This window comes from Gramella sp. MT6 (genome assembly GCF_019357415.1).
Classification (GTDB): Bacteria; Bacteroidota; Bacteroidia; order Flavobacteriales; family Flavobacteriaceae; genus Christiangramia.
Map to the genome: position 1 here is coordinate 2,146,565 of NZ_CP048410.1, position 26,010 is coordinate 2,172,574.

The window sequence follows — 26,010 nt, forward strand, 5'->3', positions numbered from 1 at the left end:
AATATTCCTAAAGTTCGCTGAATTTGTTTTTTCGCAGAAAATAATGGGCGAATACTATAGATCTAATTATATAGTATTTCCTGAAAATGAATACTTTCGGCCTTTTTCTTCTAATCCTCCCCAAATGTCTATAGAAGCTGGCGTGCGCTTCCAGAATAGCAAAGAAATGATTGAATTTTCCTTCAAAAATGAACTTTATTCCTGCAAATCCATCAAGGACCATTCTACTGAAAAGAATAAAGTAAACTTTAGAGGGTTCTACATTCTTCGTTATTAAAAAAAGACTGTTCCTGAAATTAAAAAAAGTCTTTTTAGGGTTCATTTCAGCTAATGTTGCTCCACCAACATGAAATACCCTGGAAGCACTTACATATTTTATCCTGTATCCTGCATTCTGGAGCCTCCAACAAAGATCAATTTCCTCCTGGTGTGCGAAGAAATCTTCATCCAGGCCACCAATCTCTGCAAATGCATCTTTTCGCACGGCTAGACAGGCGCCACTGGCCCAGAAAATATACTGGTCGTCATTATATTGTCCATGGTCTTCTTCGAGTTCCTGGAATATGCGCCCGCGACAAAAGGGATAACCAAATTTATCTATGAATCCTCCGGCCGCACCCGCATATTCAAAATGGCTTTTTTTCTTATAATCCAGGATCTTGGGCTGAACCGCAGCTGTTTTTGGTTCCTCCTTAAAGACTTTTATAATCGGTTGTAACCAGTTTTCAGTTACCTCAATATCGCTATTCAGTAAAATATGGATGTCTTCCGGGACAGATTTCAGGGCGAGATTATAGCCACCGGCATAACCGGCATTTGTGGCATTTTTGATAATTGTAACCTGCGGAAAATTATTTTCCAAAAAGCTGATAGAATCATCTGTAGATGCATTATCGGCTACATATATATGGGCATCTTCAGAATATTGAATCACAGATAGAAGAAATTGTTCTAAAAGTTTTTTACCGTTCCAGTTAAGTATGACTACAGCTACCTTCATTATCGTATATATTCCGGGAGTTCCTTTAAAAAGATATAATTTTCATTTTCATAATCCATCTGGCAATAGAAATGTTCCAGTCCATTAGTGACCATTAAATAATTTGCCTTTAAGGTGAGATTATAGCGGGCAATCTGGTCAAAAGTATCCTGGGTGATCTTAACAGATGGAGCTTTACATTCCACTATGATCTGAATATTCCCTTCAGGTTGGAACACCACTATATCATATCTTTTAGTTAGGCCTGCGATCTTAAGTTGCTTTTCTACATTGATCAGGCTCAGAGGATAATTTTTTTCTGTCTGCAAAAATTTCACACAATGTTGTCTTACCCATTCTTCCGGGGTTAGAATTACAAATTTTTTCCTCAGATCGTCAAAAACTGCTATTTTATTTTGATTATTTTTGAACCGAAACGAATATGGGGGGAAATTCAGTTTTTGCATGTTTCAAAAGTAATAAAGAATATTACAGCCGTGCAATTTAGTTTTTTTGAATTCCCTGAATCTAAATCTGCATCAAATTCCCTATGGACGAAGCAAGACAAATCGTAACCGATATTCAGAAAGGAAATATTAAACCAATTTATTTCCTGATGGGTGAGGAGCCGTATTATGTAGATAAGATCTCAGATTTTATTGCAGAAAATATACTTTCTGAAGAAGAACGAGGTTTTAATCAAATGACCATCTACGGCCGTGATTCGAATATCGACGATATTGTGAGCAATGCCAAGCGCTATCCTATGATGGCCGAAAGGCAGGTGGTGATAGTAAAAGAAGCCCAGGACCTTTCCAGGACTATTGAAAAACTGGTAGATTATGCTGAAAATCCACAACCAACAACGGTTCTAGTAGTTTGTTATAAGTATAAAAAGATCGATAAGCGTAAGAAACTTCACAAAGCCATTGCAAAAACAGGGGTGATATTTGAAGGGAAACGCATGTATGAGAACCAGGTAGGGGATTGGATCATGAAAACTCTTAAAGCAAGAGGTTTTGGGATTTCTCCTAAAGCTGCACAAATGCTGGTAGAGTTCCTGGGAACCGATCTTGGAAAGATAGATAATGAATTGCAGAAATTACAACTTATCTGTCCTGAAGGAACTACAATTAGCCCGGAGATCATTGAACAGAATATAGGTATTAGTAAAGACTTCAATAATTTCGAGCTGAGGAAGGCGATAGGAGAGAAAGATACGTTGAAAGCACATCGTATTATCAATTATTTCTCCCAGAATCCAAAGGATAATCCTATGGTGGTTACCGTTTCATTATTATTCTCATATTTTTCTCAGATCCTTCAATATCATGGTTTAAAAGATAAGTCAAAAGGAGCCGTGGCTAAACAGCTTAAGGTGAATCCATATTTTGTAAGTGATTATGTGAATGCGGCCAGAAATTATCCCATGAAAAAAGTAAGTCACGCTATTAGTATACTGCACGAGACCGATGTGAAAAGTAAGGGAGTTGGAGCAGCAAATGTTTCCCAGGGAGATCTACTTAAAGAACTGTTGGTGAAAATAATGAATTAATAATGAGCGCATTTTCATCATGGATCAATGCCGCAAGGCTTAGAACATTACCTCTTTCTATCTCTGGAATCCTGGTTGGTAGTAGTATTGCCGCGCATGCAGGACATTTTGATATTGCCATCTTTAGCCTAGCTCTGGGCACAACTCTGGGATTACAGATCTTATCAAATTTCGCTAATGATTATGGTGATGGTGTAAAAGGAACAGATAACGAGGAAAGAATTGGTCCCGCCAGGGCCATTCAAAGCGGATTGATAAGTCAGAAGGAGATGATGCTGGCGATGGTAATCACCGCCATTAGCACTCTGTTTTTAGCGGTTCTACTTATTTACGCCTCCTTTGGATCTGAAGAATTACTTTCAGCTCTGGTCTTTTTTGTTCTGGGAATTGCAGCTATCGTGGCAGCTATAAAATATACGGTTGGTAATTCAGCTTATGGATATCGTGGAATGGGAGATATCTTCGTGTTTATATTCTTCGGACTGGTAGCTGTATATGGCTCTTATTATTTATACAGCCACGATCATGAAATTATTAGCATTTTTCCAGCGATCTCTGTAGGGTTATTAAGTGTTGCTGTTTTGAACCTGAATAATCTCAGGGATAGAATTTCAGATGAAAGAGCCAATAAACTTACTCTGGTGGTCAAGCTGGGCGAAAGAAAAGCGAAAACCTATCATTATATTTTGATCATAGGCGCACTGTTCTTTTTTCTAATGTATTCTGTGATTACCACTCCAGAGCTCAACGATTTTATTTATCTCCTTGCATTTGTACCGCTTATTTTTCATTTGCAAAGAGTGATCAATAATAAAGATCCAAAATCTCTTGATCCTGAATTGAAGATCGTTGCACTTTCAACTTTCGGGATATCTATTTTGTTTGGTTTGGGGCTTATCTGGTAGTATTCACGCCAAGTTTAACAAAATTATAAATCCTATCTACTAATGGTTTTTTACTGAATCCTTATTTTTATAAAAACCAACATTTTAGATTATGAAAATTACTTTTTATGGCCAGAATACCCTGGCATTGAAAATAGGAGAAATTAATGTGCTCGTAGATCCATTTATCACTGGAAATGACCTTTCTAAAGGCAAGGTCGACATTATGGATCTAAAAGCCGATTATATTTTACTTACACATGCTCATCAGGATCACACCCTGGATGCCGAAGCTATCGCAAAAAATACCGGCGCTGTCATCGTTAGTAATTATGAAATCGCTAATCACTACGAAGCAAAGGGTTTTGAGGTTCATCCAATGAATCATGGTGGTAGCTGGGACTTTGAATTCGGAAAGGTGAAATATGTGAATGCTATTCATACCAGTTCTTTTCCCGATGGAAGTTATGGCGGCCAACCTGGTGGTTTCGTAATAGAAGGAGAACACAAGAATATTTATATTGCGGGTGATACAGCCCTTACCATGGATATGAAATTGATCCCTATGCAAACAGAGCTTGATCTGGCCGTATTACCGATCGGTGATAATTTCACTATGGGAGTTGATGATGCCATTATTGCCAGTGATTTTATAAAATGTGATAAGATCCTTGGTTGTCATTATGATACTTTTGGATATATTGAAATTGACCATGAAGAGGCGAAAAGGAAATTCTATGAGAAAGGGAAAGACCTGATGTTATTAGATATTGGCGAATCTATAGAATTATAAGTAGCGATCTTACATTCAAATATCTTACAAGCTAAAAATCCATATGACGGCAGACTATAAAAAGTACATGCTAAAATTTAAACGCCCCAGCGGAACTTCCCGGGGCGTTCTTACTGAAAAGGAAACCTGGCTGCTAAAAATTTCTGACGAAAATAATGCAGGCATAGGTGAATGCGGAATACTTAGAAGCCTTAGCTACGATGACAGGCCAGATTATGAAGAGAAATTAAAATGGGTATGTCGTAATATCAATCTTGGAGAAGAAATGCTCTGGGAGGAATTACGCGAATTTCCAAGTATTCAGTTTGGGGTAGAAATGGCATTCAAAAGCTTGAATTCCAGTGATCCCTTTATTCTATTCCCTTCCGAATTTACCTCTGGCAAAAGTTCTATTCCAATAAATGGTCTAATCTGGATGGGTGATAAGGCCTTTATGAAAGAACAGATCTCAGAAAAGATAGAAGCAGGTTTCAATTGTATAAAACTAAAGATTGGTGCCATAGATTTTGAAACTGAGCTGGATCTTCTTAAATCTATAAGAAATAATTTTTCTGAAAAAGAAATTGAACTGAGGGTAGATGCCAATGGAGCATTTTCTCCGGAAGATGCCATGAAAAAATTGGAACGACTTTCACAATTTAAATTACATAGTATCGAACAACCAATAAAACAGGGACAGATCGAGGAGATTGCAGATTTGTGCCGAAATACTCCTCTCCCCATCGCTTTAGATGAAGAACTTATTGGTATAACAGATGTAACAGAAAAACAAAATCTTATACAAACAATTAAACCGCAATTCGCCATTTTTAAGCCAAGCCTTATCGGTGGTTTTAAAGGTACAGAGGAGTGGAAAAACATTTGTGAATCACAAGGAGTGCAATGGTGGATCACCAGTGCCCTGGAAAGCAACATTGGACTTAATGCTATTTCCCAGTGGACTTATACCTTAAATCCTGAGTTGCCTCAGGGATTAGGAACAGGGGGCCTTTACACAAATAATTTCGAAAGTCCGTTGCAGGTTGAGAATGGCAATATTAAATACAACACATCCAAAAACTGGAATTTTAAATTTTAATTAATATATGTTTATAGCACAGGCATTCAAGTACTCGCACTCGTTCTGGAGATATTTAGTTATTCCTATATTATTCTTCGGGCTTATGGCACTGAATTATGTCTTTATAGAAGTGATGGAGCTCGATGTGACCCAGGTGATGCAGGAGGAGATCGCTCGTAAAGGTTCGAATCGCGTATTAATGGAAAACCTTGTTGCTTTTGTCATCTTTCTCGCAGGATTGTTCTTATGGGTCAAATATGTCCATGATCAACCGATTAAAGCCTTAACAACCACTCGAAAGAAAGTGGACTGGAGCAGATTCTGGTTCGCTTTTATACTTGTGGCTGGTTTTAATATTGTAATTACACTGATCGATTATTATTCAAATCCGCAGGATTATGCTTTGAATTTTCAACTGGAGCCCTTTCTTTATTTATTGCTGATTTCTGTTTTTCTCATTCCCATCCAGACAAGTTTTGAAGAATACTTTTTCCGCGGTTATTTGATGCAGGGAATAGGAATTCTGGTCCGGAATAAATGGATTCCTCTGGTGCTAACTTCTGTTATTTTTGGAGGTTTACATTATTTTAACCCTGAAGTAACGAAGCTGGGGGATATTATAATGATCTATTATATAGGCACCGGATTTATGCTGGGTATCATGACGCTTATGGACGAAGGTCTTGAACTTGCCCTTGGTTTCCATGCTGCTAATAATCTCATCACTGCATTGCTTGTTACCGCAGACTGGACGGCCTTTCAAACACATTCTATCTTTAAGGATATCTCAGAACCTTCGGCAGGTTGGGATGTACTTATTCCTGTTTGTGTGATCTATCCTATTTTTCTGTTTATAATGGCTAAAAAGTATAAATGGAGCAACTGGAAAGAGAAATTATTTGGTAAAGTTGAAAAGCCTGTTGAGATCGAAATGTCTTAGGGTTTTCCTGTAAATTTCTATTTGACAGTTATTTAGATGAGTGCCAGAATTGTTTTGGAATTCATAAATGTTTCTCAAGATATTTAAGAATTTCGTTTCAATTTGTTAACTTTAAGTATTAAGTTATTAACCAACTTTGTCTAAATATGCCAAATTCCTATAAAATACCAGAAACACATCCGGATTTTAGACTCAATAAAAGGCATTTTACCAATTCTGAACTTAGGCAGGTAGCCTATAGTTTTATCAAGGAAGGTGAACCTTATGAGCAGCAGATCGGAAGTTTTCTCCTGGACTGGTTGAAGCCCACCTCTTATATTGAGGTGCATACTTCGGGGTCTACAGGTACCCCAAAGAAGATAAGGTTAAAGAAGCAGCATATGATAAATTCTGCTTTGGCAACTGCTAGGTTCTTTGAGCTTCCGGCGAACACTACTGCCTTAATGTGCCTGCCTGCAGAATATATTGCTGGTAAAATGATGTTGGTTAGAGCTATGTTTCTTGGATGGGATCTGGATACCGTACCTCCTTCTTCAAATCCTTTAGATCAGCTTTTTAAAGTTTATGATTTTTCAGCGATGACCCCATTTCAACTTGACAACTCTATTGCCAGGTTACATTTGGTAAAGAAACTTATTATTGGAGGAGGAGCTGTATCTCCACGTTTGCGAAAAATGATCAAGGATGTAGATTCAGAAATATATGAAACCTACGGAATGACTGAAACTTCCAGTCATATTGCAGCCAAAAAATTGAATCCAAGGAAAAAGAAAAAATCAGAAAGAGCCTTCAAGCTAATGCCTAATGTTAGTATTGCCCAGGATGACCGCGGATGCTTGATCATTAAAGCTCCAAATGTTCTTGACGAGGAAATTGTAACTAATGATGTAGTGGAAATCATCACTTACAAGAAATTTCTCTGGATAGGCAGGTATGATAATGTAATTAATTCCGGAGGGATAAAATTATTTCCAGAACAAATAGAACAAAAATTAAATGAGGTTCTGGACCATCGTTTCTTTGTAACTTCGATGCCCGATGATTCTCTGGGCCAGAAACTGGTGCTTTTCGTGGAAGATGATTTTTCTGAAGAAACCATCAAGGATCTTCAAAATAAGATAGATAGCCTTAAATCTTTAGGTAAATATGAAAAGCCGAAAAAGATCTATCTTATAGAAAAATTTGAAGAAACTCCGAATGGAAAGATCCATCGTGAAAATACCCTGAAGAGTAAAGTAAGTTAACCTACAATTTCCATGAAGAAAATTTTAGTTATTATGCTGATGCTATTTACCACAATAGCACAAAGCCAGATCCTTGCCGAAAGAGAAAGGTCTCAGATCAAAGATGAGATGCTTGGAGAAAGATTCAATAAGATCCTGCCGCAACTGATGGATCGAACTAATATTGATATGTGGATCCTTATTTCCAGGGAGTATAATGAAGATCCGGTGCTTAGAACTATGTTGCCTTCAACCTGGTTAAATGCACGCCGTAGAACCATTCTGGTTTTTAACCGAAACAAAGAAAATGATACGCTCGAGAAACTGGCTATCGCCAGGTATAATATTGGCAAAAATATCCAGTCTGCCTGGGACAAAGAAAAGCAGCCAGATCAGTGGAAAGCGCTACTTGATATTATCGAAGAACGAGATCCCTCAAAAATAGCCCTGAACATTTCGGAAAATTTTGGAATCGCAGATGGCCTGGTAAAGACAGATTATGATGAGTTCATGGAAATTCTGCCTACGGAATATAAAGATCGAATCGTTTCAGCAGAAGATCTCGCCGTAGGTTGGATAGAGACCCGTACCTTTAGAGAAATGGTCATTTATAGTGACTTTGTAGAGATCACCCATAATATTATTGCAGAAGCTTTTAGTACAAACGTGATCCAGCCGGGAGTAACTACTACAGATGATGTCGTTTGGTGGATGAGACAGAAGGTAACCGAAATGGGAATGGAAACCTGGTTTCATCCTACTGTAGATATCCAAAGGAGCAATGAAAAACTTGTAGATCACATTACTGCCTTTTCAGATGAGAATGGCAGTGCGGTCATACTTCCCGGCGATCTTTTGCATTGTGATTTCGGGATCACCTATCTTAATTTGAATACAGATTGTCAGCAAATGGCTTATGTCCTAAAAGCCGGAGAAAATTCTGCTCCTGAATTTCTTACTGAAGCTTTTAAAAAAGGAAACCGCTTGCAGGATATACTGACTTCAAATTTTAAAACCGGAGCTTCAGGAAATGAGATCCTGAGCAAGAGTTTAAAGCAGGCACAAGAAGAAGGTCTTAAAGCCTCTATTTATACTCATCCTCTTGGTTTATATGGTCATTCTGCGGGCCCTACGATTGGTATGTGGGACCAGCAGGAGGGTGTGCCCGGCACCGGAGATTATCCTTTATACGAAAACACGGTTTATGCTATTGAGTTAAATACAGAAGTTGAAATTCCTGAATGGGAAAAAAGTGTTCGCATTATGTTGGAAGAAGCTGGTTTCTGGGGTGAATATGGCTTCCGGTATGTGAATCAAAGACAAAGAGATCTTATGCTAATTCCTTCGGAAAGAGCAGAAAATTAAAAAAGCCAATTCAAAGACATTTAACTAGTATCCCATTTTCATCATATAATCTGCGGAATGTTTTCCAGATCCGTAGAAAATGAAGAAAATACTAATTGCTGTAATTACAAGGGCAAGGATCAACGCTGAAGCATTCATTGTTCCCACGAAATTGATGAGGATCGCCCCGATAAGTATCGGTAACTGGACAACCAACGCCCATCTGGTTAATAAACCGAAAGCGATTAAAATGCCTCCAACCAGGTGTGCAGATGCTACATAATGTACTATGAGCATCGTACCGCCAAAACCCTGTAATGGTTTGATAAGTTCGGCTAGCATTTCAGTTTGAGAAATGAACTGGATTCCTTTTATAAAGAAAAAGACTCCCAGCGCTACCCGAAAAAGATCCAGCCAGTAATAAGTATGTGAATTGGCCCACTTATTTAGTGATTTTATACTTAACATAATGCTGTGAAATTTATATTAAGTTACTAAAAATCAGCTTAATATGAAATAGGAATGCTATCTAAAAGATTAAGGGTATTGGATTATCACATGCTATTTATAGCTGAAGATAAGAGCTTGATATGGTTTTAAAGTAACTTTTGAATCTTCCAATTCTACATCAGACAGATTATTTTTCACTAATTTAAGGTCCTTAAGCTTTTCGGGTATTTCTATTGAAGTGTTTTCCGTGGAAAAATTAAGCAGTATCAACATTTTCTTTTCGTTCAATTCCCGGGTGTAGGCATATACGGTTTCATTTTCTGGAAACAGTAATTCATAATCTCCATATACCAGAACTGGATTTTCCATTCTTAGCTCTACCAGATCACGGAAATAATTAAGGCAGCTGTTAGGGTCCTTATTTTCAGCTTCTACATTTACCTTTTTATAATTCTCATTAACGGGTAGCCACGGAGTGCCTGTAGTGAAACCAGCGTGTTCAGAATCATCCCATTGCATTGGTGTACGGCCATTATCGCGTGAAAGAAATTTAAGTTCGGCCATATATTGTTCAATATCCCCACCTTCATTAATCGTTTTTTCATAACCGTTTTTTGCAACAATATCCTGATACTGGCTAATACTGTCGAATCCTATATTGGTCATTCCCAGTTCATCGCCATAATAACAATAGGGAGTTCCTCTCATAGTGAGTATAAAAGTATTCAGCATTTTAGAAGAGGCGGCACGAAATTCGGGGCTGTCATTTCCAAATTTTGAAACCATCCTGGGGACGTCATGGTTAGCAAGGAAAATAGATAACCAGCCCTCTTTGGCAAAGGCGCTGTCCCATTTCGTATAAACCTCCTTGAATTCTGATAGCTCGTAACCTTCAAGACTGTTTCCTACATCCATTCCTTTAAAATGATAGGCCATTTGCAGTTCATTTCTATCTGCATCCACCAGCGAATGAGCATCTTCAAAGGTACTTCCTGCTCCTTCTGAAACAGCAAATACATCGTATTTACTCAATACCTCTCTATTCAGTTCTTTTAGATATTTGTGAAGGTTAGGTCCCATACCGTAATATTTTATCACGTCTTTCTCATAACCTTCAGGAAGAGTAGGAAAGCTGGTGTCTTTAGAAACAAATTGAAAGGCATCCAGGCGAAAACCATCCACGCCTTTTTCTGCCCAGAACTTCATAATATCATAGACTTCCTGTCTAACTTTCGGGTTTTCCCAGTTGAGGTCCGGTTGCTTTTGCGAGAAATAATGCAGATAATATGCATTTGTTATGGAGTCATATTTCCAGGCTTCTCCTTTAGGATCAAAGAGACTATACCGATAGTTTGGTTCGCCTTTTTCTGCAGGCCACCAGTGATAATAATCACGGTATGGATTATCGCGGGATTTCCTAGATTCCTGAAACCATCTGTGTTCATCACTGCTGTGATTCACCACCACATCCATAACGAATTTGATGTCTCTCTTATGCATTTCGTTAAGCATAAGATCGAAATCTTCCATGGTGCCAAATTCATCCATGATCTCCCGGTAATTGCTAATATCGTAACCATTATCGGCATTTGGCGAGCTGTAAATAGGATTCAACCAAACCATATTTACCCCAAGACTCTCAATATAGTCCAGCTTCTCTATTATTCCTTTTAGATCTCCAACGCCATCACCATCTGTATCTTTAAAGCTTCGCGGATAGATCTGGTAGATAACTGCCTCTTTCCACCATTTCTTTTGAATATCGGTGGTTTCTGAAGTTGTTTCAGGTTCTTTTTTTTCATTATTGCATGCGATTAGTGCAATAATTACCATTAGACAAATAAAAAATCTTTTCATTAGAGATGTTATATGGTTGACTATCAATCTCTAATTTAGAAAAATTTATTTTGAATCTGCGTTTATTTTATCACCTCAGTTTCGACATAGAACTCCAGATCGTTCACTTTCAACTCATCAAGTTCTTCCCCGGTTTCATAGGATTGCCATTCAGAAGTAGCATTCAATCTTATTTCTTCCTCATCAATAATAACATCTACGGGCATCTTAAAATTGATCACATCGGCATTCCATCGGTAAAGGATCTGATCATCTGCCTGTCTAAGTTGGAGTACAGGTAGCGATGCGTGTCTCAAATATTGATCGAAAACAGGTTTTAGGTCAACATTGGTAGCCTTATCAAAAAAATCCTCGGTATCCCCGGTGGTGATCGTTTGATGTTTGAAGGTGTTTGTGTAATCCCTTAATGTATTCCACCATAATTCATCGTCATCGTAAATACTTCTTATCATATTCAGAAGATTTGCACCTTTGTAATACATATCGCCTGATCCTTCAGCATTAACTCCATAATCTCCAATGATCTTACGGTTATTACCAATATTCTGACGAATGCCTCTGATGTATTTCAAGGCATCTTCCTTTCCATACTGGCATTCAGTGTAAATAGATTCGGTGTAGCTGGTAAAGCCTTCATGTATCCACATATCTGCAATATCTTTGGCGGTAATACTGTTCCCATACCATTCGTGACCAGATTCATGGATAATAATAAAATCCCATTTTAATCCAATCCCGGTTCCCGAGAGATCATTACCAAGATACCCCTTTAAGTATTTGTTTCCATAGGCCACGGCGCTTTGATGTTCCATGCCTAAATATGGAGTTTCAACCAGTTTAAATCCATCCTCCTCAAACGGGTATGGACCCATCTTTTCATAAAAACAAGCCATCATATCCTTTACTTCGGTAAAATGTTCTTTTGCTTTTTTGAGGTTGTAGGGAAGTACATAATAATCCAGGCTCAGATCTTTATAATTGTCTGAAAAATGTTCATAGTTCCCGATATTGATCATAATGTTGTAATTATTGATCGGGTTTACCACTTTCCAGCTCCATTCTGTAAATCCATTTCCAAGGTCCTTTTCTCCTATTAATCGGCCATTGGAAACATTCATCAATCCGTTCGGAACAGCGATATCTAATCGAGCTTCCTCGGGCTCATCGCTTTGATGATCCTTGTTTGGGTACCAAAGACTTGCACCCGTACCTTGTACAGCGACCCCAACCCAGGGATTCCCTTCTTCATCTTCTGTCCATACAAATCCGCCATCCCAGGGTGCATTTTCAGCCACCACAGGATTTCCATGATAAAAGAATTCAATAGAATCTGTACGGCCTTGCTTTAAAGCTTCCTCAAACTGAATAAATACCGCGTTATACCTACGCTTATAATCAACTTTTTCATTTCCATGCATGATAGAATCGATCTGCATATTTTTAAAAAGATCCAGTTGCATGACCGGCATATCACTTTTTACTTTAAAACTGATCACATTGGAACCCGAAATAAATTGTTCTTTGGGTTCAACTTTTAGTTTTAGGTGATACTTCTGTACATCGAAGCTTGTTCTCTCTGGTCTTAGAGATCCTCTTAAAGTATCAGCTTCGGTATAATTAGAGTGATTTTCTCCTACTATTTGCGCGTGACCAGCTAGCGTCAGCAATGTAACGGCGAAAGAAAATAATATTTTTTTCATCTTGAATTTTAGGTTTGGATTACGCCCATGTTGAAATCTTTTTCGATAGGAGCGTGGTTAGCGGCTTCGATTCCCATAGAGATCCATTTCCTGGTATCTAGAGGATCTATGATCGCATCTGTCCAGATACGTGCGGCAGCGTAGTAAGCAGAGGTTTGAGCATCGTATTTAGCTTTCAGCTTTTCGAAAACTTCTTTCTCCTTTTCTTCATCCACCTTTTCTCCTTTTTTCTCCATAGAAGCTGTTTCTATCTGAGCAAGCACCTTGGCAGCCTGGGTTCCTCCCATTACTGCTAGCTCGGCACTTGGCCAGGCAGCGATCAGTCTTGGATCGTATGCTTTACCACACATCGCGTAATTCCCGGCACCATAGGAATTACCAATGATGATCGTGAATTTTGGTACTACTGAATTACTTACCGCATTCACCATCTTAGCACCATCTTTAATGATACCACCATGTTCGCTTTTGCTACCCACCATAAATCCGGTTACATCCTGAAGGAATACCAATGGAATTTTCTTTTGATTGCAATTTGCAATAAACCTGGTCGCTTTATCTGCAGAATCTGAATAGATCACCCCGCCAAATTGCATTTCACCTTTTTTGGTTCTTACGATCTTACGCTGGTTAGCTACGATACCAACCGCCCAGCCATCTATCCTGGCGTATCCGGTAATGATCGTCTGGCCGTATCCTTCTTTATATTCTTCGAATTCAGAGTTATCTACCAGTCTGTAAATGATCTCATGCATGTCGTACTGATCACTTCGCTTTTTAGGTAAGATGCCGTAGATCTCCTCAGGTTTTTCCTTTGGTTTCGCAGGTTTGGAATGATTAAAACCGGCCTTATCATAATCCCCGATCTTATCCATGATATTCTGGATCCTGGTAAGGGCATCCTTATCATCTTTAGCCTTATAATCGGTTACCCCACTAATCTCACTGTGGGTGGTCGCTCCGCCAAGTGTTTCATTATCTATAGATTCTCCTATGGCAGCTTTTACGAGGTAACTACCGGCTAGGAAAATACTTCCGGTCTTTTCAACAATAATAGCTTCGTCACTCATGATAGGCAAATACGCACCACCGGCAACGCAACTTCCCATTACCGCAGCGATCTGGGTAATTCCCATACTACTCATTACAGCATTGTTTCTAAAGATCCTTCCAAAATGTTCTTTATCCGGGAAGATTTCATCCTGCATAGGCAGATAAACACCTGCGCTATCTACAAGATAGATGATAGGAAGTCTGTTTTCAATCGCGATCTCCTGCGCTCTTAAGTTCTTTTTACCGGTTATAGGAAACCAGGCCCCAGCTTTTACCGTGGCATCGTTTGCAACAACGATACATTGTTTTCCTGAAACATATCCAATTTTAACTACTACGCCACCACTTGGGCAACCACCGTGCTCCTCATACATTCCGTCACCCGCAAATGCACCAATTTCGATAGATCGTTCCTTGTCATCTAAAAGAAAATCTATTCGTTCCCTGGCCGTCATTTTACCTTTAGCATGATGCTTCTCTATTCTTTTTTCTCCCCCTCCTAATTTTATTTTGGCAAGCTTTTGCTTCATTGAGGAAACCAGTAGCTTGTTATAATCTTCATTCTTGTTGAAGTTGATATCCATTATATTGAGCTTTTTACAATAATTTGTTTATTTTGATATGATTAATTTTAAATTAATCTGATTTCCGAAGAAATATTGTGAATTTTCCTTCAGAATTGGCTTTTGGCTAAAATACAAAAACACAACAATTCTCGGCTTTAAATAAAGCATTAAAAATTAGCCGATATTTGTAAAAAAACAGCATTTATGGCAATGAATAAAAATACCATTTTTGGATGGGCGTCTTTTCTTACCTTCATCGTGGGAACCGCTTTGGTCCTTTTGGGTGTATTGAAGTATAAGGAATTTGCGATTGGATTTTCGGTAACGGGGATCGGGTTCTTTTTTATTTCCTGGGTATTCAATGCCTTAAAGGGAAGAGTTTAAATTTAGCTTACATGATATCAGAAAAAACAACGAGAAATCAATTAGTAAGACATCTGGAAGGTGGGCTTGCGTATACTTCTATAGACAGTTTTCTTGATGGGATCCCATTTGAGAAAATAGGGATTAGACCTGCAGGTTTACCCTATTCATTTTATGAGATATTCTTTCATATTGCGTTCGCTCAAAAGGATATTCTGGAATACACTATTTCAGGAGATTATGAGACCAGAAACTGGCCTGATGATTACTGGCCTGGGGTGCCCGAACCTGGTAGCGAAGAGGAATGGGAAGACCTTAAAGCAGATTATTTTGAAGACCGAAGACTGCTGAAAGATTTTATACTGGATGAAAAAAATGATCTCACAAAGCCCGTTGTAAATTCTAAGGAGCACAGCCTGTTAAGAGAGATCTTCTTAGTTGTGGAACATACTGCCTATCACACAGGACAGTTACTTATTATTCAAAGATTATTGGCAGTTTATGATAATTGATTTCTGTGAAAAATTCAGGATATTTGCAATCCTAAATAATTAAAAAACCAAATTTCAAAATATATGTCAGACGATAAAAAAGTTATTTTTTCGATGTCTGGAGTTACCAAGACCTTTCCGAAGGCAAATACTCCAGTATTGAAGAATATTTATTTAAGTTTCTTTTATGGAGCCAAGATCGGGATCCTCGGTCTGAATGGTTCTGGTAAATCTACCTTGTTGAATATCATTGCCGGGAAAGATCAGAATTTCCAGGGAGATGTGGTATTCTCACCAAATTACAGCGTTGGAATGCTGGAACAGGAGCCGGAACTGGATGAAGATAAAACGGTACTTGAAGTTGTAAAAGAAGGTGTTGCTGAAACTGTTGGTATTCTTGATGAGTATAATAAGATCAATGATATGTTTGGTCTTCCGGAAGTTTATGAAGATGCAGATAAGATGCAGAAGCTTATGGATAAGCAGGCTGAACTTCAGGATAAGATAGATGCCAGCAATGCCTGGGAACTGGATACAAAACTGGAGATCGCTATGGATGCGCTTAGGACTCCAGATCCAGATAAGAAAATTTCGGTTCTTTCCGGAGGGGAAAGAAGGAGAGTAGCTCTTTGCCGATTATTACTTCAGGAACCTGATGTGCTATTACTGGATGAGCCTACCAACCACCTTGATGCCGAGTCGGTACACTGGTTGGAGCATCATTTACAACAATATAAAGGAACAGTGATCGCGGTAACTCACGACCGTTATTTCCTTGATAATGTAGCGGGTTGGATCCTTGAACTGGACAGGGGAGAAGGTATTCCATGGAAAGGGAACTATTCTTCATGGTTAGATCAGAAATCCAAAAGACTTGCCCAGGAACAAAAGCAGGCTAGTAAGCGTCAAAAAACACTAGAGCGAGAACTTGAATGGTCTAGAATGAGTCCGAAAGGAAGACAGACCAAGCAAAAAGCCAGGCTTAAGAATTATGATAAACTATTAAGCCAGGATCAAAAGCAACTTGATGAAAAGCTGGAGATCTATATTCCGAATGGTCCTCGTTTGGGTACTAATGTGATCGAGGCCGATGGAGTAAGCAAAGCTTTTGGAGATAAATTACTTTATGAGGATCTTAATTTCAAGCTTCCACAGGCTGGAATAGTAGGTGTTATTGGACCTAACGGTGCTGGTAAAACTACTATTTTCAAAATGATCATGGGAGAAGAGGAGCCAGATAAAGGTAGTTTTAAAGTAGGGGAGACCGCTAAGATCGCTTATGTAGATCAGAGCCATTCTAATATTGACCCAGATAAAACCATCTGGCAAAACTTTAGCGATGAACAGGAATTGATCATGATGGGTGGCCGTCAGGTAAATTCCAGAGCTTACCTAAGCCGATTCAATTTCAGCGGAAGCGAGCAGAATAAAAAGGTGAGCATGCTGTCTGGTGGTGAAAGAAACCGTCTACATTTAGCAATGACTCTGAAGGAAGAAGGAAACGTTCTTTTACTGGATGAGCCTACGAACGACCTTGATGTCAACACCCTTCGAGCACTGGAAGAAGGTCTGGATAACTTTGCGGGATGTGCCGTGGTTATTTCTCACGACCGTTGGTTCCTGGATAGGATCTGTACACATATCCTTGCTTTTGAAGGTGATTCACAGGTGTATTTCTTTGAAGGTAGTTTCTCAGATTACGAAGAGAATAAAAAGAAACGCCTTGGAGGTGATATTATGCCGAAGCGTATTAAATACAAGAAACTGGTTCGTTAAATATCAGTTTTCTTATTAATAAAAAAGGAGCGAAAATTATTTTCCGCTCCTTTTTTTATTTTGAATAAATTGTAAATTCTCATTTCTTCTTCGGCATAGGTCCCCGCAGGTGAATGATCAAGCCGTCTAAAAAGTTTCTGAGGAACTGGTCTCCGCATTCTACATATTTTTCGTGGTCCTCTCTTCTAAAGATCGCTCCCAGTTCACTTTTTGAAACTTTAAAATCTACCAGCTCACATATCTTTACAATATCTTCATTAGTTAACTTGTGAGCTACGCGTAATTTTTTGAAAATATCATTATTCGTTAGTGCCATTTTTAATTCTTAGTTTGTAGGTTAAAATTTAAAGCCAGTTGAGTAGCTTTTTCAATATCTTCTTCGTTATCAATTGATGCTCTGGCATCCTTTAATAAGCTATCTGCTTCCTTTCGCAGAATTTTAGAGTAACTGGAATCACTGCTCTGCTGTTTTTCCAGATAATAGAACATCAATAGAAGTTTCTGTACTATAACAATATCATGTTTGCAATAAGTTCTGATTGCGGCCATAATGTTGTAGAGAAGATCTTCAAAGTCTATAGTGTTAAGTTTTATATATACTTTTTCATCCCGTATAATAACACTGGAGTCCTTCTTTTTCATCCTCATGGATAAAAGTTCTGTAAGATAGTCTATTCCATTAATGGCTGTGCCGGGATCATTAATACCGGGAGACATGGCCTTGACAATAATTTCAGTGATCTGTTTAAAGGCTAAAGTATAATTGTCGGCAACAAGTTCTTCTCGGGCAAAGTTGAAATTAGATAATACCTTTTTTATTAGATCTTCATCAAGGTCCTTATTGGCTTTAAATAGAGGTATTCCGCTTAGAACAAAAATCCCCTTTACCGGTAAAATATGTAATAATATATCATTTGCTTCACAGATATCGATCAGGTTAGTAAAAGATATATTTTGTAAATATCCACTCTTTTCACTGTGGTATTCTTTCCAGTCGTCTGAGGATGGGAATTCATCTATCTGGTTTTCCTCTGTGCTAAGTAGTTTGTCAAGTCTTTTCCTTGCTGTTTCAAAGATGTTCTGTAGAATATTGCTTATCTGTATACTCTGTGAAATATTATGGATAAAATAAATAAAGGCATATATGCTAATCACCGTCTGGATAATCCCTAGAAGGACCGAAAACCCCGGAATTTGTTCTTTATCTACCGTAGGCTGAATTGAAAATAAAATAAAGATGCAATACAGGATTGTGAAGAGGTAAATACCCAGGATCACCTGGTGTCTTTTGTCACTTATTAAGCCCGGAAGTAACCGTGGTGAAAAATTGCTGGAAGCTTGGCTCAGTAAAAGCATTACCATGGAAAAACTAAATACGACCATCGAGATAAGTCCCGAGATAAGCGCACTTAGCATCGTCATTGCCGTATCTCCATTGTCCATTACCAGAACAGGAACGTGCTCTAAAAGGTATTTGGAAATCCCCCTGTTTTCCAGGTACAGCATGAAAAAAGCAAAGTTAAAACCAAGGAAAGCAAGTAGTGTCGGGTAAAATGCGATTTTACTTTCTATGACATTAAAAAAGGAAATAGTACGGTTGTAGAGCTGTTTCATTCTATCTGAAATTCAGATTTTAAAGTTAAGCAATCTAGTGAGAGTCGACTGAATTTAATATTTATTTATCAAATACGACAAAATGACATCTTTAATTGAATAAAAAGCGACAAAAAGGCATGTAAAACCATCTGGTATCTGAATTGCTATAAACTAGATGAATCTAAAACAAATAATAACTAAAAACATAAAGCCATGAGTCTAATTAAAAGAAATGAAACAGGTTGGTTGCCATCAGTATTTGATGATATGTTCAGAACTGACTGGCTAGGTGGAACTACTAATGTAAATAGCATTGGAACAAGTATTCCTGCAGTGAACATTATGGAAACTGAAGATAGTTTTAATGTTGAGGTAGCTGCACCCGGGATGACCAAAGAAGATTTCAATATTGAATTGGATAATGATGTATTGACTATCTCTTCTGAAGACAAGAAAGAAAATGAAACTACCGATAAGAACGGAAGATTCACTAGAAAAGAGTTTAGTTACAGTACGTTTAAACGTGCGTTTAGCTTACCAGATTCGGTAGATAGCGCAAAAATATCAGCTTCATACAACAATGGAGTTTTAGAAATCGCTCTTCCTAAAAAAGAAGAAGCGAAAGTTCAGGCAAAAAGATTGATCGATATATCATAACCTGAATTAGTTTGATTAGTTAAGATAAGAAAGCGCCTCTTGCAGGCGCTTTTTTTATTGGCTTAAAAGGATCCACCTGTTACCGGCACTTTGAATTGTTAATACCTGCTGAGGTTTAATACTTAATACCTTGGCGTTAGTCCTAACGTCGAAAAGATCATCACTGCCAAGAAAAACCAAAGCTTTTTCAGAATTCCCGGGCCAGTTGATGAGCCTGATTATTCTACCTTTATTTGGTGCCGAAGCGGGAATAACCAATCCCGAGATCTGATTATTGATCCTTAGGGAACCCACCTCTTCGGTTATAACAAAATCACCGGCAGTACTCGTGGTTGAAGAATAATTTTCAAAACCGGCATTACTCCATGAAACCTGTCCAGTGGCATTGGTCATCATTATTTGACCTTCAGAGCCCCGGGAAATGGGTAGAACATATTCTGTATCAGGAGTGTTCCCAATCCCTACCCGGCCTGCAAAGTAACCGGCAAATACATTACTGTTGGAATCTCCAATGGCAATGCTGTAGATCCCGTAGATATTTCCAACTCCCTGAATAGATCCTATTTCATTATAAATACCATAATTATTGCTTTTAGCGCCAAAGGTCCTTCCAACCCGATTAAATATTCCGTAAATATCATTAGTCCCTGTATTCTGGTAAGTTTCATTAAAAATCCCATAATGAATTCCAGTTCCAACCCCGCCCACATTTGTTTTAATTCCATATTTATTACCATTGGTCTGGCTTCGGTTATCATTAACAATTCCGTAAGTAGTCAGGTTGTCGGTCGCCGAATTGGCGTTATCTACCTCTAAGGCTTTTTTTATAGTAAGGTCTTTTCCGGTTGCAATAGCAATTTGTAACCTTGAGCTAATAAGGTCTGTTCCAATGCCCATGCTTGCATCACGGTATATCGGATCTGAAATATTATTCGGGCTTTGTGAAGTTCCGGGTTTAAAGAAGTTTGATCCGGCAACGGGAGCTATAGCTTTCCATTTGGTTTCGGTAAAATTCCAAAAAAAAAAGCCCGAAGGAAAGTCTATAACGTCCCTGGCTAAAAAAGCGAGCATCCCATGTTGAGAGATACCAGGATTTATAACAGGAAATTTATCTATCCGGGGAATAAGAATGCCGTCAATACTGGCTGGATCATCCTTATTAGTGGCGGAAATATCCAGTTGAGCTTTAGGATCAGAATTGCCAATGCCTACCTGAGCGGTGACCGAATAGCTTAAAAACAGCAGAAAATAAACATAGAAAGACTTCATAGACAAACGTGATTTGTTTGTCATTCAATAAGTTTAAATGTTTTAGGATCAGATAAATATATAATAAAATATTGATCTTCAGCTACTTATTGTGCCATTTCACTTATTTTTTCCTGCAATATTTTTATCTCATCTCGCAAACGGGCAGCCTGCATGAAATCAAGTTCCTTTGCGGCTGTTTCCATGGCCTTACGCTTTTCTCTTACTTTCTTTTCCATTTGTGGCTTGGTCAGATATTCAGCCTCTTCTTCCGCAGCCTTTAGATCTGGTCTTTTCTCATGATCGTAAATATCCAGTTTTTCCTTGATAAGGGAATTATTATATTTCTTCACCAGGGCCGTAGGTGTAATATTATTAGCCTTGTTGTATTCTATCTGCTTGCTGCGTCGATATTCAGTTTGATCAATGGTCTGCTGCATACTGTTAGTGATCTTATCTGCATACAGTATCGCTTTACCATCAACGTGTCTCGCGGCACGTCCAATCGTCTGAGTCAGCGATCTGTTACTTCTTAAAAATCCTTCCTTATCGGCGTCAATGATTGCCACCAGGGACACTTCCGGTAGATCCAGACCTTCACGAAGAAGGTTTACCCCAACCAGAACATCAAAGATACCTTTTCGCAGGTCCTGCATGATTTCCACCCTTTCGAGGGTATCTACATCTGAATGTATATAACGACAACGCACATCGATCCTGGTCAGATATTTTGTAAGTTCCTCAGCCATTCGTTTGGTCAGAGTGGTTACCAGGATCCTTTCATCTTTGTCAACTCGAAGCTGAATTTCTTCGATCAGGTCGTCGATCTGATTCAAACTTGGTCTAACCTCGATCACGGGATCTAATAAACCTGTAGGCCTGATCACCTGTTCTACATATACACCTTCGGTTTTTTGAAGTTCATAATCTGCCGGGGTTGCACTCACATAGACCACCTGGTTTTGCAGTGCTTCAAATTCCTCGAATTTCAAAGGTCGGTTATCCATAGCTGCCGGAAGCCTGAAACCATAATCCACAAGAGTTTCTTTTCTAGATCGGTCTCCTCCATACATCGCATGAACCTGCGGAATGGTTACGTGACTTTCATCCACCACCATTAAATAATCGTCTGGAAAATAATCTAGTAAACAGAAGGGTCTTGTTCCTGGTTTCCTGCCGTCCAGGTATCTGGAATAGTTCTCAATACCTGAGCAGTAACCGAGTTCCCTGATCATCTCCAGGTCGAAATTGGTTCTTTCGTCTAATCTTTTTGCTTCAAGATTTTTTCCTATATCCTGAAAATAACTCACTTGTTTTACGAGGTCATCCTGGATTTCATGAATAGCATTCTGCAATACGTCTGGAGAGGTCACGAACATATTCGCCGGATAAATATTCAGGCGGTCATATTTTTCAATGATATCGTTCGTACCGGGATCGAAAGCTTCGATCTCTTCGATCTCATCCCCAAAAAAATGAATTCTGAAGGCGTTATCAGCATAACTAGGAAACACATCCACGGTGTCTCCTTTTATTCTGAAGTTACCATGCGAGAATTCCGCTTCAGTCCTGGAATAAAGACTTTGCACCAGCCTGTGCAGAAATTTCGTTCGGGAGATTTCCATGTCCCTTTCTATGGAAACCACATTTTTCCTGAATTCTACCGGGTTACCAATACCATACAAACAGGAAACCGAAGCAACCACGATCACATCTCTTCTTCCACTTAAAAGTGAGGAAGTGGTACTTAATCTCAATTTTTCGATCTCTTCGTTTATGGAGAGATCTTTTTCAATATAAGTTCCCGATGTTGGAATAAAGGCTTCAGGCTGATAATAATCATAATAGCTCACGAAGTATTCCACGGCATTTTCAGGGAAAAACTCCTTGAATTCCGAATAAAGCTGTGCGGCAAGAGTTTTATTATGCGCCAGGACCAGGGTTGGCTTCTGAACATCTTCGATCACATTTGCCACCGTGAAAGTCTTACCGGAGCCCGTAACTCCAAGTAAAGTCTGGTATTGTTCGTTTTTATCTATCCCCGAAACCAATTGCTTTATAGCATTCGGTTGATCTCCGGTAGGTTTATAGTCAGATTTTAAATTGAATTTCATTCAGCAGGGTTTCTTTTTCATCTGTCCGTAAAATTTATCTTTCAGCGTTCAGGTGCGTTCTGTCAACAATATTCAAATTATAATTGGTTTTTTGTTGACTCATTTCATAGCCTCACGAAATTAAGCAATTATCCTGCCTAAATCAATTTTTTAGGATTCATCTAACAAGTGAGAAGTGCCCCTTGAATTCCTGGTTATTTTCCAATTGCACCCTGAACCAGTATTCATCTGCGGGCATACTTTTTCCGTTATAATTACCATCCCAGCCTTTATCAGTAGCTTTTAATTGCATTAAAAGCTTACCATAGCGATTATAGATTAGGACTGGAGTGTTGGAACCCGGGAGTCCCTCGATTTGCCAAAGATCATTAATACCGTCGTTATTTGGAGTGAAAAATTTGGGGAAACCTAAGATCGATACTTCGGTAACTTCGAAACCACAACCATTCAATTCGCGAACAAATATTTCATGCCTTCCGGGAGGAGCATTTTCAAATGAATTACCATCCTGATAGATGTTATTAAGATAGGACGTGCTAAACTCATAATCACCGGGTTTGGTCATTTGTACTAGGATCTGATTGTTGGTGCCTTGCTGTATATCCACGTTTTCAATTTCAGGTTTATTCAAGACAACAACATCAAATGTTCTTTCAACTGAACATTCATACAGAGAATTATTAATATCATAAGTTCGTGTCGCAATGACCGTATAGGATCCCCCTTCACTAATTTCGGAATTTGAGCTTACGTTGAACGCATTAGAATCGTTTTCACGATACCATTCATAAGAAAAATTTTCTGAGGGTAAACTCAGATTCAAAGGAACCTGATCTTCACAGATCTTATATTCTTCTTCCAGGGGAACTTGTGGTCTGTCAAGAATTTTCAGGGAAAGGCTGTAAATAGGTTCACAGGTATTTTGCTTTCTTACAAATACGATCAATTCCTGGGCTAGAACATCCCCGAATATAAAATTCTGATCATTTGCAAATGCTTCTTCTATGTTGGCGTGAAAGGTAACTTCTTCATCTCCAAATACCGACCGACCTATTTCCTGGAAATCGTAAACTGCCGTGGGCGAACCTCCATCGGTATTTGAGTTGCAAGCATAAAATTCACCAATAGGGATTGCTGTTTCAGGAATTGGAATGACGGTTAAAATTACTTCTGTTATAATCTCATTGTTATTATTTACCCTTTTTCCAAAAACAGTTTGACTGAATGGGCTGGTATTCCGAAAATTATCAGGAGAAATTATTTCAACATCATTATCAAGATCTGCCATGTTCTCATAAAAAGAAATATTTGAAGTACCTGATGGGTAAGCCTGAAACAAATTAAAGGATGTAATACCGTCAACCGAAGATGACCCAAAACCTCTTTCAAAATCACATGCCTCGAGAGAAACTTCCTGAATATCCATCATGGATGATTCATCATTTCTTTTGAAATTTATAGCTACAAATTCAGAAGAATTAAATTGTTCGGGGTTATTTAGATGGAATGATATAGGAAAAAACAAACCTGCCGCTGCTACGTGGTTGATGGCAGAACTATAAATCTGAGTTAATATTATTAGTGCTAAAATCGTTTTCAACCCTCTTTTTTATTTTACCGGCATTTTATGCTTACGGTTATTAGGGAGTTCAGGTTTTAAATCAATTTTGGTTAAGAAAAAGAATTAATATCCTGATAAATGCCAGTGGCTGTAAATTAAGCAATTATGAGGGCTTAATCAATTTTTTAATAATCATCTGATCAGTGAGAAATGTCCATTGAATTCTCCGGTATTTAGGAGTTCAGCTCTGAACCAGTATTCATCTTCTGGTAGTTCCCGTCCATTATAGGTTCCATCCCAGCCACGATCGTTTCCTGAAAGTTTTTGCAATAACTTTCCGTAACGATCGAAAATGTAGATCTCTGTATGGCTTGCCAATTCGGGATCTATTCCTTTTAATTGCCAATGGTCGTTTACCCCATCGTTATTGGGGCTGAAGAAATTATCATATCCCAGGATCAGGATTTCCCTGGTGATGATAGCGCAACCTTTAAGGTCCCTTATATAAACAGTCTGTAAACCGGAATTCACATTGGTGAACGTGGTGCTAAGTTGATATGGACCGTCGATATTACCAATAGAATACTCATACTGTGATGTATTATCTATTTCCAGGGTTATGGTATTGCTATTTGAATTCACCTGGGGTTGTATTACGGTATAGGATTCAATTTGTGGCGGAATATTAACGATAAGATTTACCTCGGCAATATTAAAGCAGTCCGGATTGTTATTTTCTGAAACCCTTGCGTAAATTATTTCCTCTCCTGAAGAACTGTAATCTGAAGAAATAGGATTCTGCCTGCTAGTTGCTTCCGTAGAACTTTGAAAATATTCTACCTGATAATTATTTGGATTCAAACCGTTAAGGATGACCGAACTCTGATCTGTTAGTACAAATTCTTCCAAACCATTTTGATCTAGGTCACATTGTTCAATAATATTATTATCCTTTAAAATAGGTCCGTCATTGATGATGAGATCAAAATCGGTGATCTCTGCACACCCGGTTAGGTCATTTTCTACCCGTGCATAAATCGTTTTTACGGGTGAATTGCTCGTATATGCACCCTGAATCTGGTTTATATTGTCTGAAGCATCGGCGATGGTTTCATGATATGAAAGGGTGGTGTTATTTTGTGTAACGATCTCATTGGCCGTAATGCTTAGATCAAAGTCTGAAATACCATTAGAATTACAACTCTCAAGGTTGTTGGGTTTGTTTATCTCTGGTCCTTCGGGAAATGGAAATTCGTCTTCAGTAGAAGTTCCCGTCCATTCAAGTTCAAAAGGGCTATTGCCTATGGGTCTGTCAATAACAATAAAATAGGTTTCTCCAGGAAGTACATCCAGAGAACGTACAAAATTGTTCCCATTTTGACCTGGACCTTCACTGGTATCGGTTTGCCGGTCATTCATTCCGGTATGGTTAGAAACTGAATTCGAAGCCAGGGGATTGGTGGTTGAACAGCGAATCGCATTTCCCAGAGAACCGCAGCTTGCATTGGGACCAAAAATGAAAAAATCATAATCGATCTCCAGATTACTGCTGGTAGGTTTTAAAATAAAACCTAGGGTACCTGCTTTGGTAATTTCTATTTCCAGCCAAAGGCTATTGTGTTCCCGGCTGGAACAGTTATTTCGTCCGTTGAGTTCCTGTTGGCCAACTCCATTTGCATTACTCGAGATAGAACCATCACCACAGATCTTGATAGCACCAGAACAATCACTGGTTTCGCTTTGAGCAAATGAGAATGCAGAAAAAAACAGAAGGATAAAAAACAGGATCTTCTTCACTAT

The 26,010-nt window shown here is 38.6% G+C and carries 23 protein-coding genes; 11 read left to right on the forward strand and 12 right to left on the reverse strand.

The window, feature by feature from the left end:
• Positions 1-7: 7 nt before the first annotated feature.
• A complete protein-coding gene (locus tag G3I01_RS09675; RefSeq protein WP_219547312.1) occupies positions 8-1,000 on the reverse strand; it encodes a glycosyltransferase family 2 protein in 993 nt (330 codons plus the stop codon).
• Positions 1,000-1,446 carry a type I restriction enzyme HsdR N-terminal domain-containing protein gene (locus tag G3I01_RS09680; protein WP_219547314.1) on the reverse strand — a complete coding sequence of 149 codons (447 nt, stop codon included), beginning with the start codon at positions 1,444-1,446 and terminating at the stop codon, positions 1,000-1,002. Before G3I01_RS09680 ends, G3I01_RS09675 begins: the two co-directional genes overlap by 1 nt.
• Positions 1,447-1,529: 83 nt before the next feature.
• On the opposite strand from G3I01_RS09680, the gene holA reads away from it, so the two are divergent.
• From holA to G3I01_RS09715, 7 genes are all read left to right on the forward strand, one after another.
• Positions 1,530-2,534 (forward strand): DNA polymerase III subunit delta, encoded by a 1,005-nt coding sequence (gene holA, locus G3I01_RS09685; protein WP_219547316.1) that lies wholly within the window; start codon positions 1,530-1,532, stop codon positions 2,532-2,534.
• 2 nt (positions 2,535-2,536) lie between these two features.
• On the forward strand, positions 2,537-3,439 hold the full coding sequence (gene menA, locus G3I01_RS09690) for a 1,4-dihydroxy-2-naphthoate octaprenyltransferase (protein ID WP_219547318.1): 903 nt from the start codon (positions 2,537-2,539) through the stop codon (positions 3,437-3,439).
• Between the two features lie 91 nt (positions 3,440-3,530).
• Positions 3,531-4,211, forward strand: a complete 681-nt coding sequence (locus G3I01_RS09695) for a metal-dependent hydrolase (RefSeq protein ID WP_219547321.1) — start codon at positions 3,531-3,533, stop codon at positions 4,209-4,211.
• 43 nt (positions 4,212-4,254) lie between these two features.
• On the forward strand, positions 4,255-5,289 hold the full coding sequence (locus G3I01_RS09700; RefSeq protein ID WP_219547323.1) for an o-succinylbenzoate synthase: 1,035 nt from the start codon (positions 4,255-4,257) through the stop codon (positions 5,287-5,289).
• A gap of 7 nt (positions 5,290-5,296) precedes the next feature.
• Positions 5,297-6,211: a CPBP family intramembrane glutamic endopeptidase gene (locus G3I01_RS09705; RefSeq protein ID WP_219547325.1), complete on the forward strand. Its 915-nt coding sequence runs from the start codon at positions 5,297-5,299 to the stop codon at positions 6,209-6,211.
• A gap of 146 nt (positions 6,212-6,357) precedes the next feature.
• Complete coding sequence (locus tag G3I01_RS09710; protein ID WP_219547327.1) at positions 6,358-7,455, forward strand: AMP-binding protein; 1,098 nt, start codon at positions 6,358-6,360, stop codon at positions 7,453-7,455.
• A 12-nt stretch (positions 7,456-7,467) separates the two neighbouring features.
• Positions 7,468-8,799: a M24 family metallopeptidase gene (locus G3I01_RS09715; protein ID WP_219547329.1), complete on the forward strand. Its 1,332-nt coding sequence runs from the start codon at positions 7,468-7,470 to the stop codon at positions 8,797-8,799.
• 24 nt (positions 8,800-8,823) lie between these two features.
• Here the strand turns inward: G3I01_RS09715 and G3I01_RS09720 are convergent, their stop codons facing one another.
• From G3I01_RS09720 to G3I01_RS09735, 4 genes are all read right to left on the reverse strand, one after another.
• The gene (locus G3I01_RS09720; RefSeq protein ID WP_108172635.1) at positions 8,824-9,246 is read right to left on the reverse strand and encodes a DoxX family protein; all 423 of its coding nucleotides are present in this window, start codon (positions 9,244-9,246) and stop codon (positions 8,824-8,826) included.
• A gap of 93 nt (positions 9,247-9,339) precedes the next feature.
• A complete protein-coding gene (locus tag G3I01_RS09725; protein WP_279345130.1) occupies positions 9,340-11,085 on the reverse strand; it encodes an alpha-glucosidase in 1,746 nt (581 codons plus the stop codon).
• A gap of 62 nt (positions 11,086-11,147) precedes the next feature.
• Positions 11,148-12,785 carry a M1 family metallopeptidase gene (locus G3I01_RS09730; protein ID WP_219547331.1) on the reverse strand — a complete coding sequence of 546 codons (1,638 nt, stop codon included), beginning with the start codon at positions 12,783-12,785 and terminating at the stop codon, positions 11,148-11,150.
• Positions 12,786-12,793: 8 nt separating this feature from the next.
• Positions 12,794-14,422, reverse strand: a complete 1,629-nt coding sequence (locus tag G3I01_RS09735; protein ID WP_219547333.1) for a carboxyl transferase domain-containing protein — start codon at positions 14,420-14,422, stop codon at positions 12,794-12,796.
• A 186-nt stretch (positions 14,423-14,608) separates the two neighbouring features.
• Here G3I01_RS09735 and G3I01_RS09740 point away from each other — a divergent pair, with 186 nt between their 5' ends.
• The 3 genes from G3I01_RS09740 (at position 14,609) to ettA (ending at position 17,034) form a co-directional block, all read left to right on the forward strand.
• Positions 14,609-14,788 (forward strand): CAL67264 family membrane protein, encoded by a 180-nt coding sequence (locus tag G3I01_RS09740; RefSeq protein ID WP_219547335.1) that lies wholly within the window; start codon positions 14,609-14,611, stop codon positions 14,786-14,788.
• A gap of 11 nt (positions 14,789-14,799) precedes the next feature.
• Complete coding sequence (locus tag G3I01_RS09745; protein WP_219547337.1) at positions 14,800-15,279, forward strand: DinB family protein; 480 nt, start codon at positions 14,800-14,802, stop codon at positions 15,277-15,279.
• 63 nt (positions 15,280-15,342) lie between these two features.
• Positions 15,343-17,034, forward strand: a complete 1,692-nt coding sequence (gene ettA, locus G3I01_RS09750) for an energy-dependent translational throttle protein EttA (RefSeq protein WP_219547339.1) — start codon at positions 15,343-15,345, stop codon at positions 17,032-17,034.
• Between the two features lie 79 nt (positions 17,035-17,113).
• On the opposite strand, the gene G3I01_RS09755 is transcribed toward ettA, so the two are convergent.
• Positions 17,114-17,350: a DUF1456 family protein gene (locus tag G3I01_RS09755; RefSeq protein ID WP_108172643.1), complete on the reverse strand. Its 237-nt coding sequence runs from the start codon at positions 17,348-17,350 to the stop codon at positions 17,114-17,116.
• 2 nt (positions 17,351-17,352) lie between these two features.
• Entirely contained in the window at positions 17,353-18,648 is a 1,296-nt protein-coding gene (locus G3I01_RS09760; protein ID WP_219547341.1) for a DUF2254 domain-containing protein, read from the reverse strand.
• Between the two features lie 195 nt (positions 18,649-18,843).
• Here G3I01_RS09760 and G3I01_RS09765 point away from each other — a divergent pair, with 195 nt between their 5' ends.
• A complete protein-coding gene (locus G3I01_RS09765) occupies positions 18,844-19,287 on the forward strand; it encodes an Hsp20/alpha crystallin family protein (RefSeq protein ID WP_219547343.1) in 444 nt (147 codons plus the stop codon).
• A gap of 54 nt (positions 19,288-19,341) precedes the next feature.
• Here the strand turns inward: G3I01_RS09765 and G3I01_RS09770 are convergent, their stop codons facing one another.
• The 4 genes from G3I01_RS09770 to G3I01_RS09785 form a co-directional block, all read right to left on the reverse strand.
• Complete coding sequence (locus tag G3I01_RS09770) at positions 19,342-20,580, reverse strand: hypothetical protein (protein WP_257710560.1); 1,239 nt, start codon at positions 20,578-20,580, stop codon at positions 19,342-19,344.
• 62 nt (positions 20,581-20,642) lie between these two features.
• Complete coding sequence (gene uvrB / locus G3I01_RS09775) at positions 20,643-22,649, reverse strand: excinuclease ABC subunit UvrB (RefSeq protein ID WP_219547345.1); 2,007 nt, start codon at positions 22,647-22,649, stop codon at positions 20,643-20,645.
• Positions 22,650-22,806: 157 nt separating this feature from the next.
• Positions 22,807-24,249, reverse strand: coding sequence for a T9SS type B sorting domain-containing protein (locus tag G3I01_RS09780; RefSeq protein WP_219547351.1), 1,443 nt, complete (start codon positions 24,247-24,249; stop codon positions 22,807-22,809).
• A 153-nt stretch (positions 24,250-24,402) separates the two neighbouring features.
• Positions 24,403-26,007 carry a T9SS type B sorting domain-containing protein gene (locus G3I01_RS09785; RefSeq protein ID WP_219547353.1) on the reverse strand — a complete coding sequence of 535 codons (1,605 nt, stop codon included), beginning with the start codon at positions 26,005-26,007 and terminating at the stop codon, positions 24,403-24,405.
• Between the last annotated feature and the right edge of the window lie 3 nt (positions 26,008-26,010).

What these genes read in the sequence shown, in the direction of transcription:
- G3I01_RS09740 (WP_219547335.1), top strand. Translation starts at nt 14,609, where the DNA reads ATGGCAATGAATAAAAATACCATTTTTGGATGGGCGTCTTTTCTTACC.
- G3I01_RS09700 (WP_219547323.1), top strand. Translation starts at nt 4,255, where the DNA reads ATGACGGCAGACTATAAAAAGTACATGCTAAAATTTAAACGCCCCAGC.
- G3I01_RS09680 (WP_219547314.1), bottom strand. Translation starts at nt 1,446, where the DNA reads ATGCAAAAACTGAATTTCCCCCCATATTCGTTTCGGTTCAAAAATAAT.
- G3I01_RS09760 (WP_219547341.1), bottom strand. Translation starts at nt 18,648, where the DNA reads ATGAAACAGCTCTACAACCGTACTATTTCCTTTTTTAATGTCATAGAA.
- G3I01_RS09675 (WP_219547312.1), bottom strand. Translation starts at nt 1,000, where the DNA reads ATGAAGGTAGCTGTAGTCATACTTAACTGGAACGGTAAAAAACTTTTA.
- G3I01_RS09695 (WP_219547321.1), top strand. Translation starts at nt 3,531, where the DNA reads ATGAAAATTACTTTTTATGGCCAGAATACCCTGGCATTGAAAATAGGA.
- G3I01_RS09710 (WP_219547327.1), top strand. Translation starts at nt 6,358, where the DNA reads ATGCCAAATTCCTATAAAATACCAGAAACACATCCGGATTTTAGACTC.
- G3I01_RS09705 (WP_219547325.1), top strand. Translation starts at nt 5,297, where the DNA reads ATGTTTATAGCACAGGCATTCAAGTACTCGCACTCGTTCTGGAGATAT.
- holA (WP_219547316.1), top strand. Translation starts at nt 1,530, where the DNA reads ATGGACGAAGCAAGACAAATCGTAACCGATATTCAGAAAGGAAATATT.
- G3I01_RS09755 (WP_108172643.1), bottom strand. Translation starts at nt 17,350, where the DNA reads ATGGCACTAACGAATAATGATATTTTCAAAAAATTACGCGTAGCTCAC.
- menA (WP_219547318.1), top strand. Translation starts at nt 2,537, where the DNA reads ATGAGCGCATTTTCATCATGGATCAATGCCGCAAGGCTTAGAACATTA.
- G3I01_RS09720 (WP_108172635.1), bottom strand. Translation starts at nt 9,246, where the DNA reads ATGTTAAGTATAAAATCACTAAATAAGTGGGCCAATTCACATACTTAT.
- uvrB (WP_219547345.1), bottom strand. Translation starts at nt 22,649, where the DNA reads ATGAAATTCAATTTAAAATCTGACTATAAACCTACCGGAGATCAACCG.
- G3I01_RS09730 (WP_219547331.1), bottom strand. Translation starts at nt 12,785, where the DNA reads ATGAAAAAAATATTATTTTCTTTCGCCGTTACATTGCTGACGCTAGCT.
- G3I01_RS09725 (WP_279345130.1), bottom strand. Translation starts at nt 11,085, where the DNA reads ATGAAAAGATTTTTTATTTGTCTAATGGTAATTATTGCACTAATCGCA.
- G3I01_RS09770 (WP_257710560.1), bottom strand. Translation starts at nt 20,580, where the DNA reads ATGACAAACAAATCACGTTTGTCTATGAAGTCTTTCTATGTTTATTTT.
- G3I01_RS09715 (WP_219547329.1), top strand. Translation starts at nt 7,468, where the DNA reads ATGAAGAAAATTTTAGTTATTATGCTGATGCTATTTACCACAATAGCA.
- G3I01_RS09745 (WP_219547337.1), top strand. Translation starts at nt 14,800, where the DNA reads ATGATATCAGAAAAAACAACGAGAAATCAATTAGTAAGACATCTGGAA.
- G3I01_RS09735 (WP_219547333.1), bottom strand. Translation starts at nt 14,422, where the DNA reads ATGGATATCAACTTCAACAAGAATGAAGATTATAACAAGCTACTGGTT.
- G3I01_RS09765 (WP_219547343.1), top strand. Translation starts at nt 18,844, where the DNA reads ATGAGTCTAATTAAAAGAAATGAAACAGGTTGGTTGCCATCAGTATTT.
- ettA (WP_219547339.1), top strand. Translation starts at nt 15,343, where the DNA reads ATGTCAGACGATAAAAAAGTTATTTTTTCGATGTCTGGAGTTACCAAG.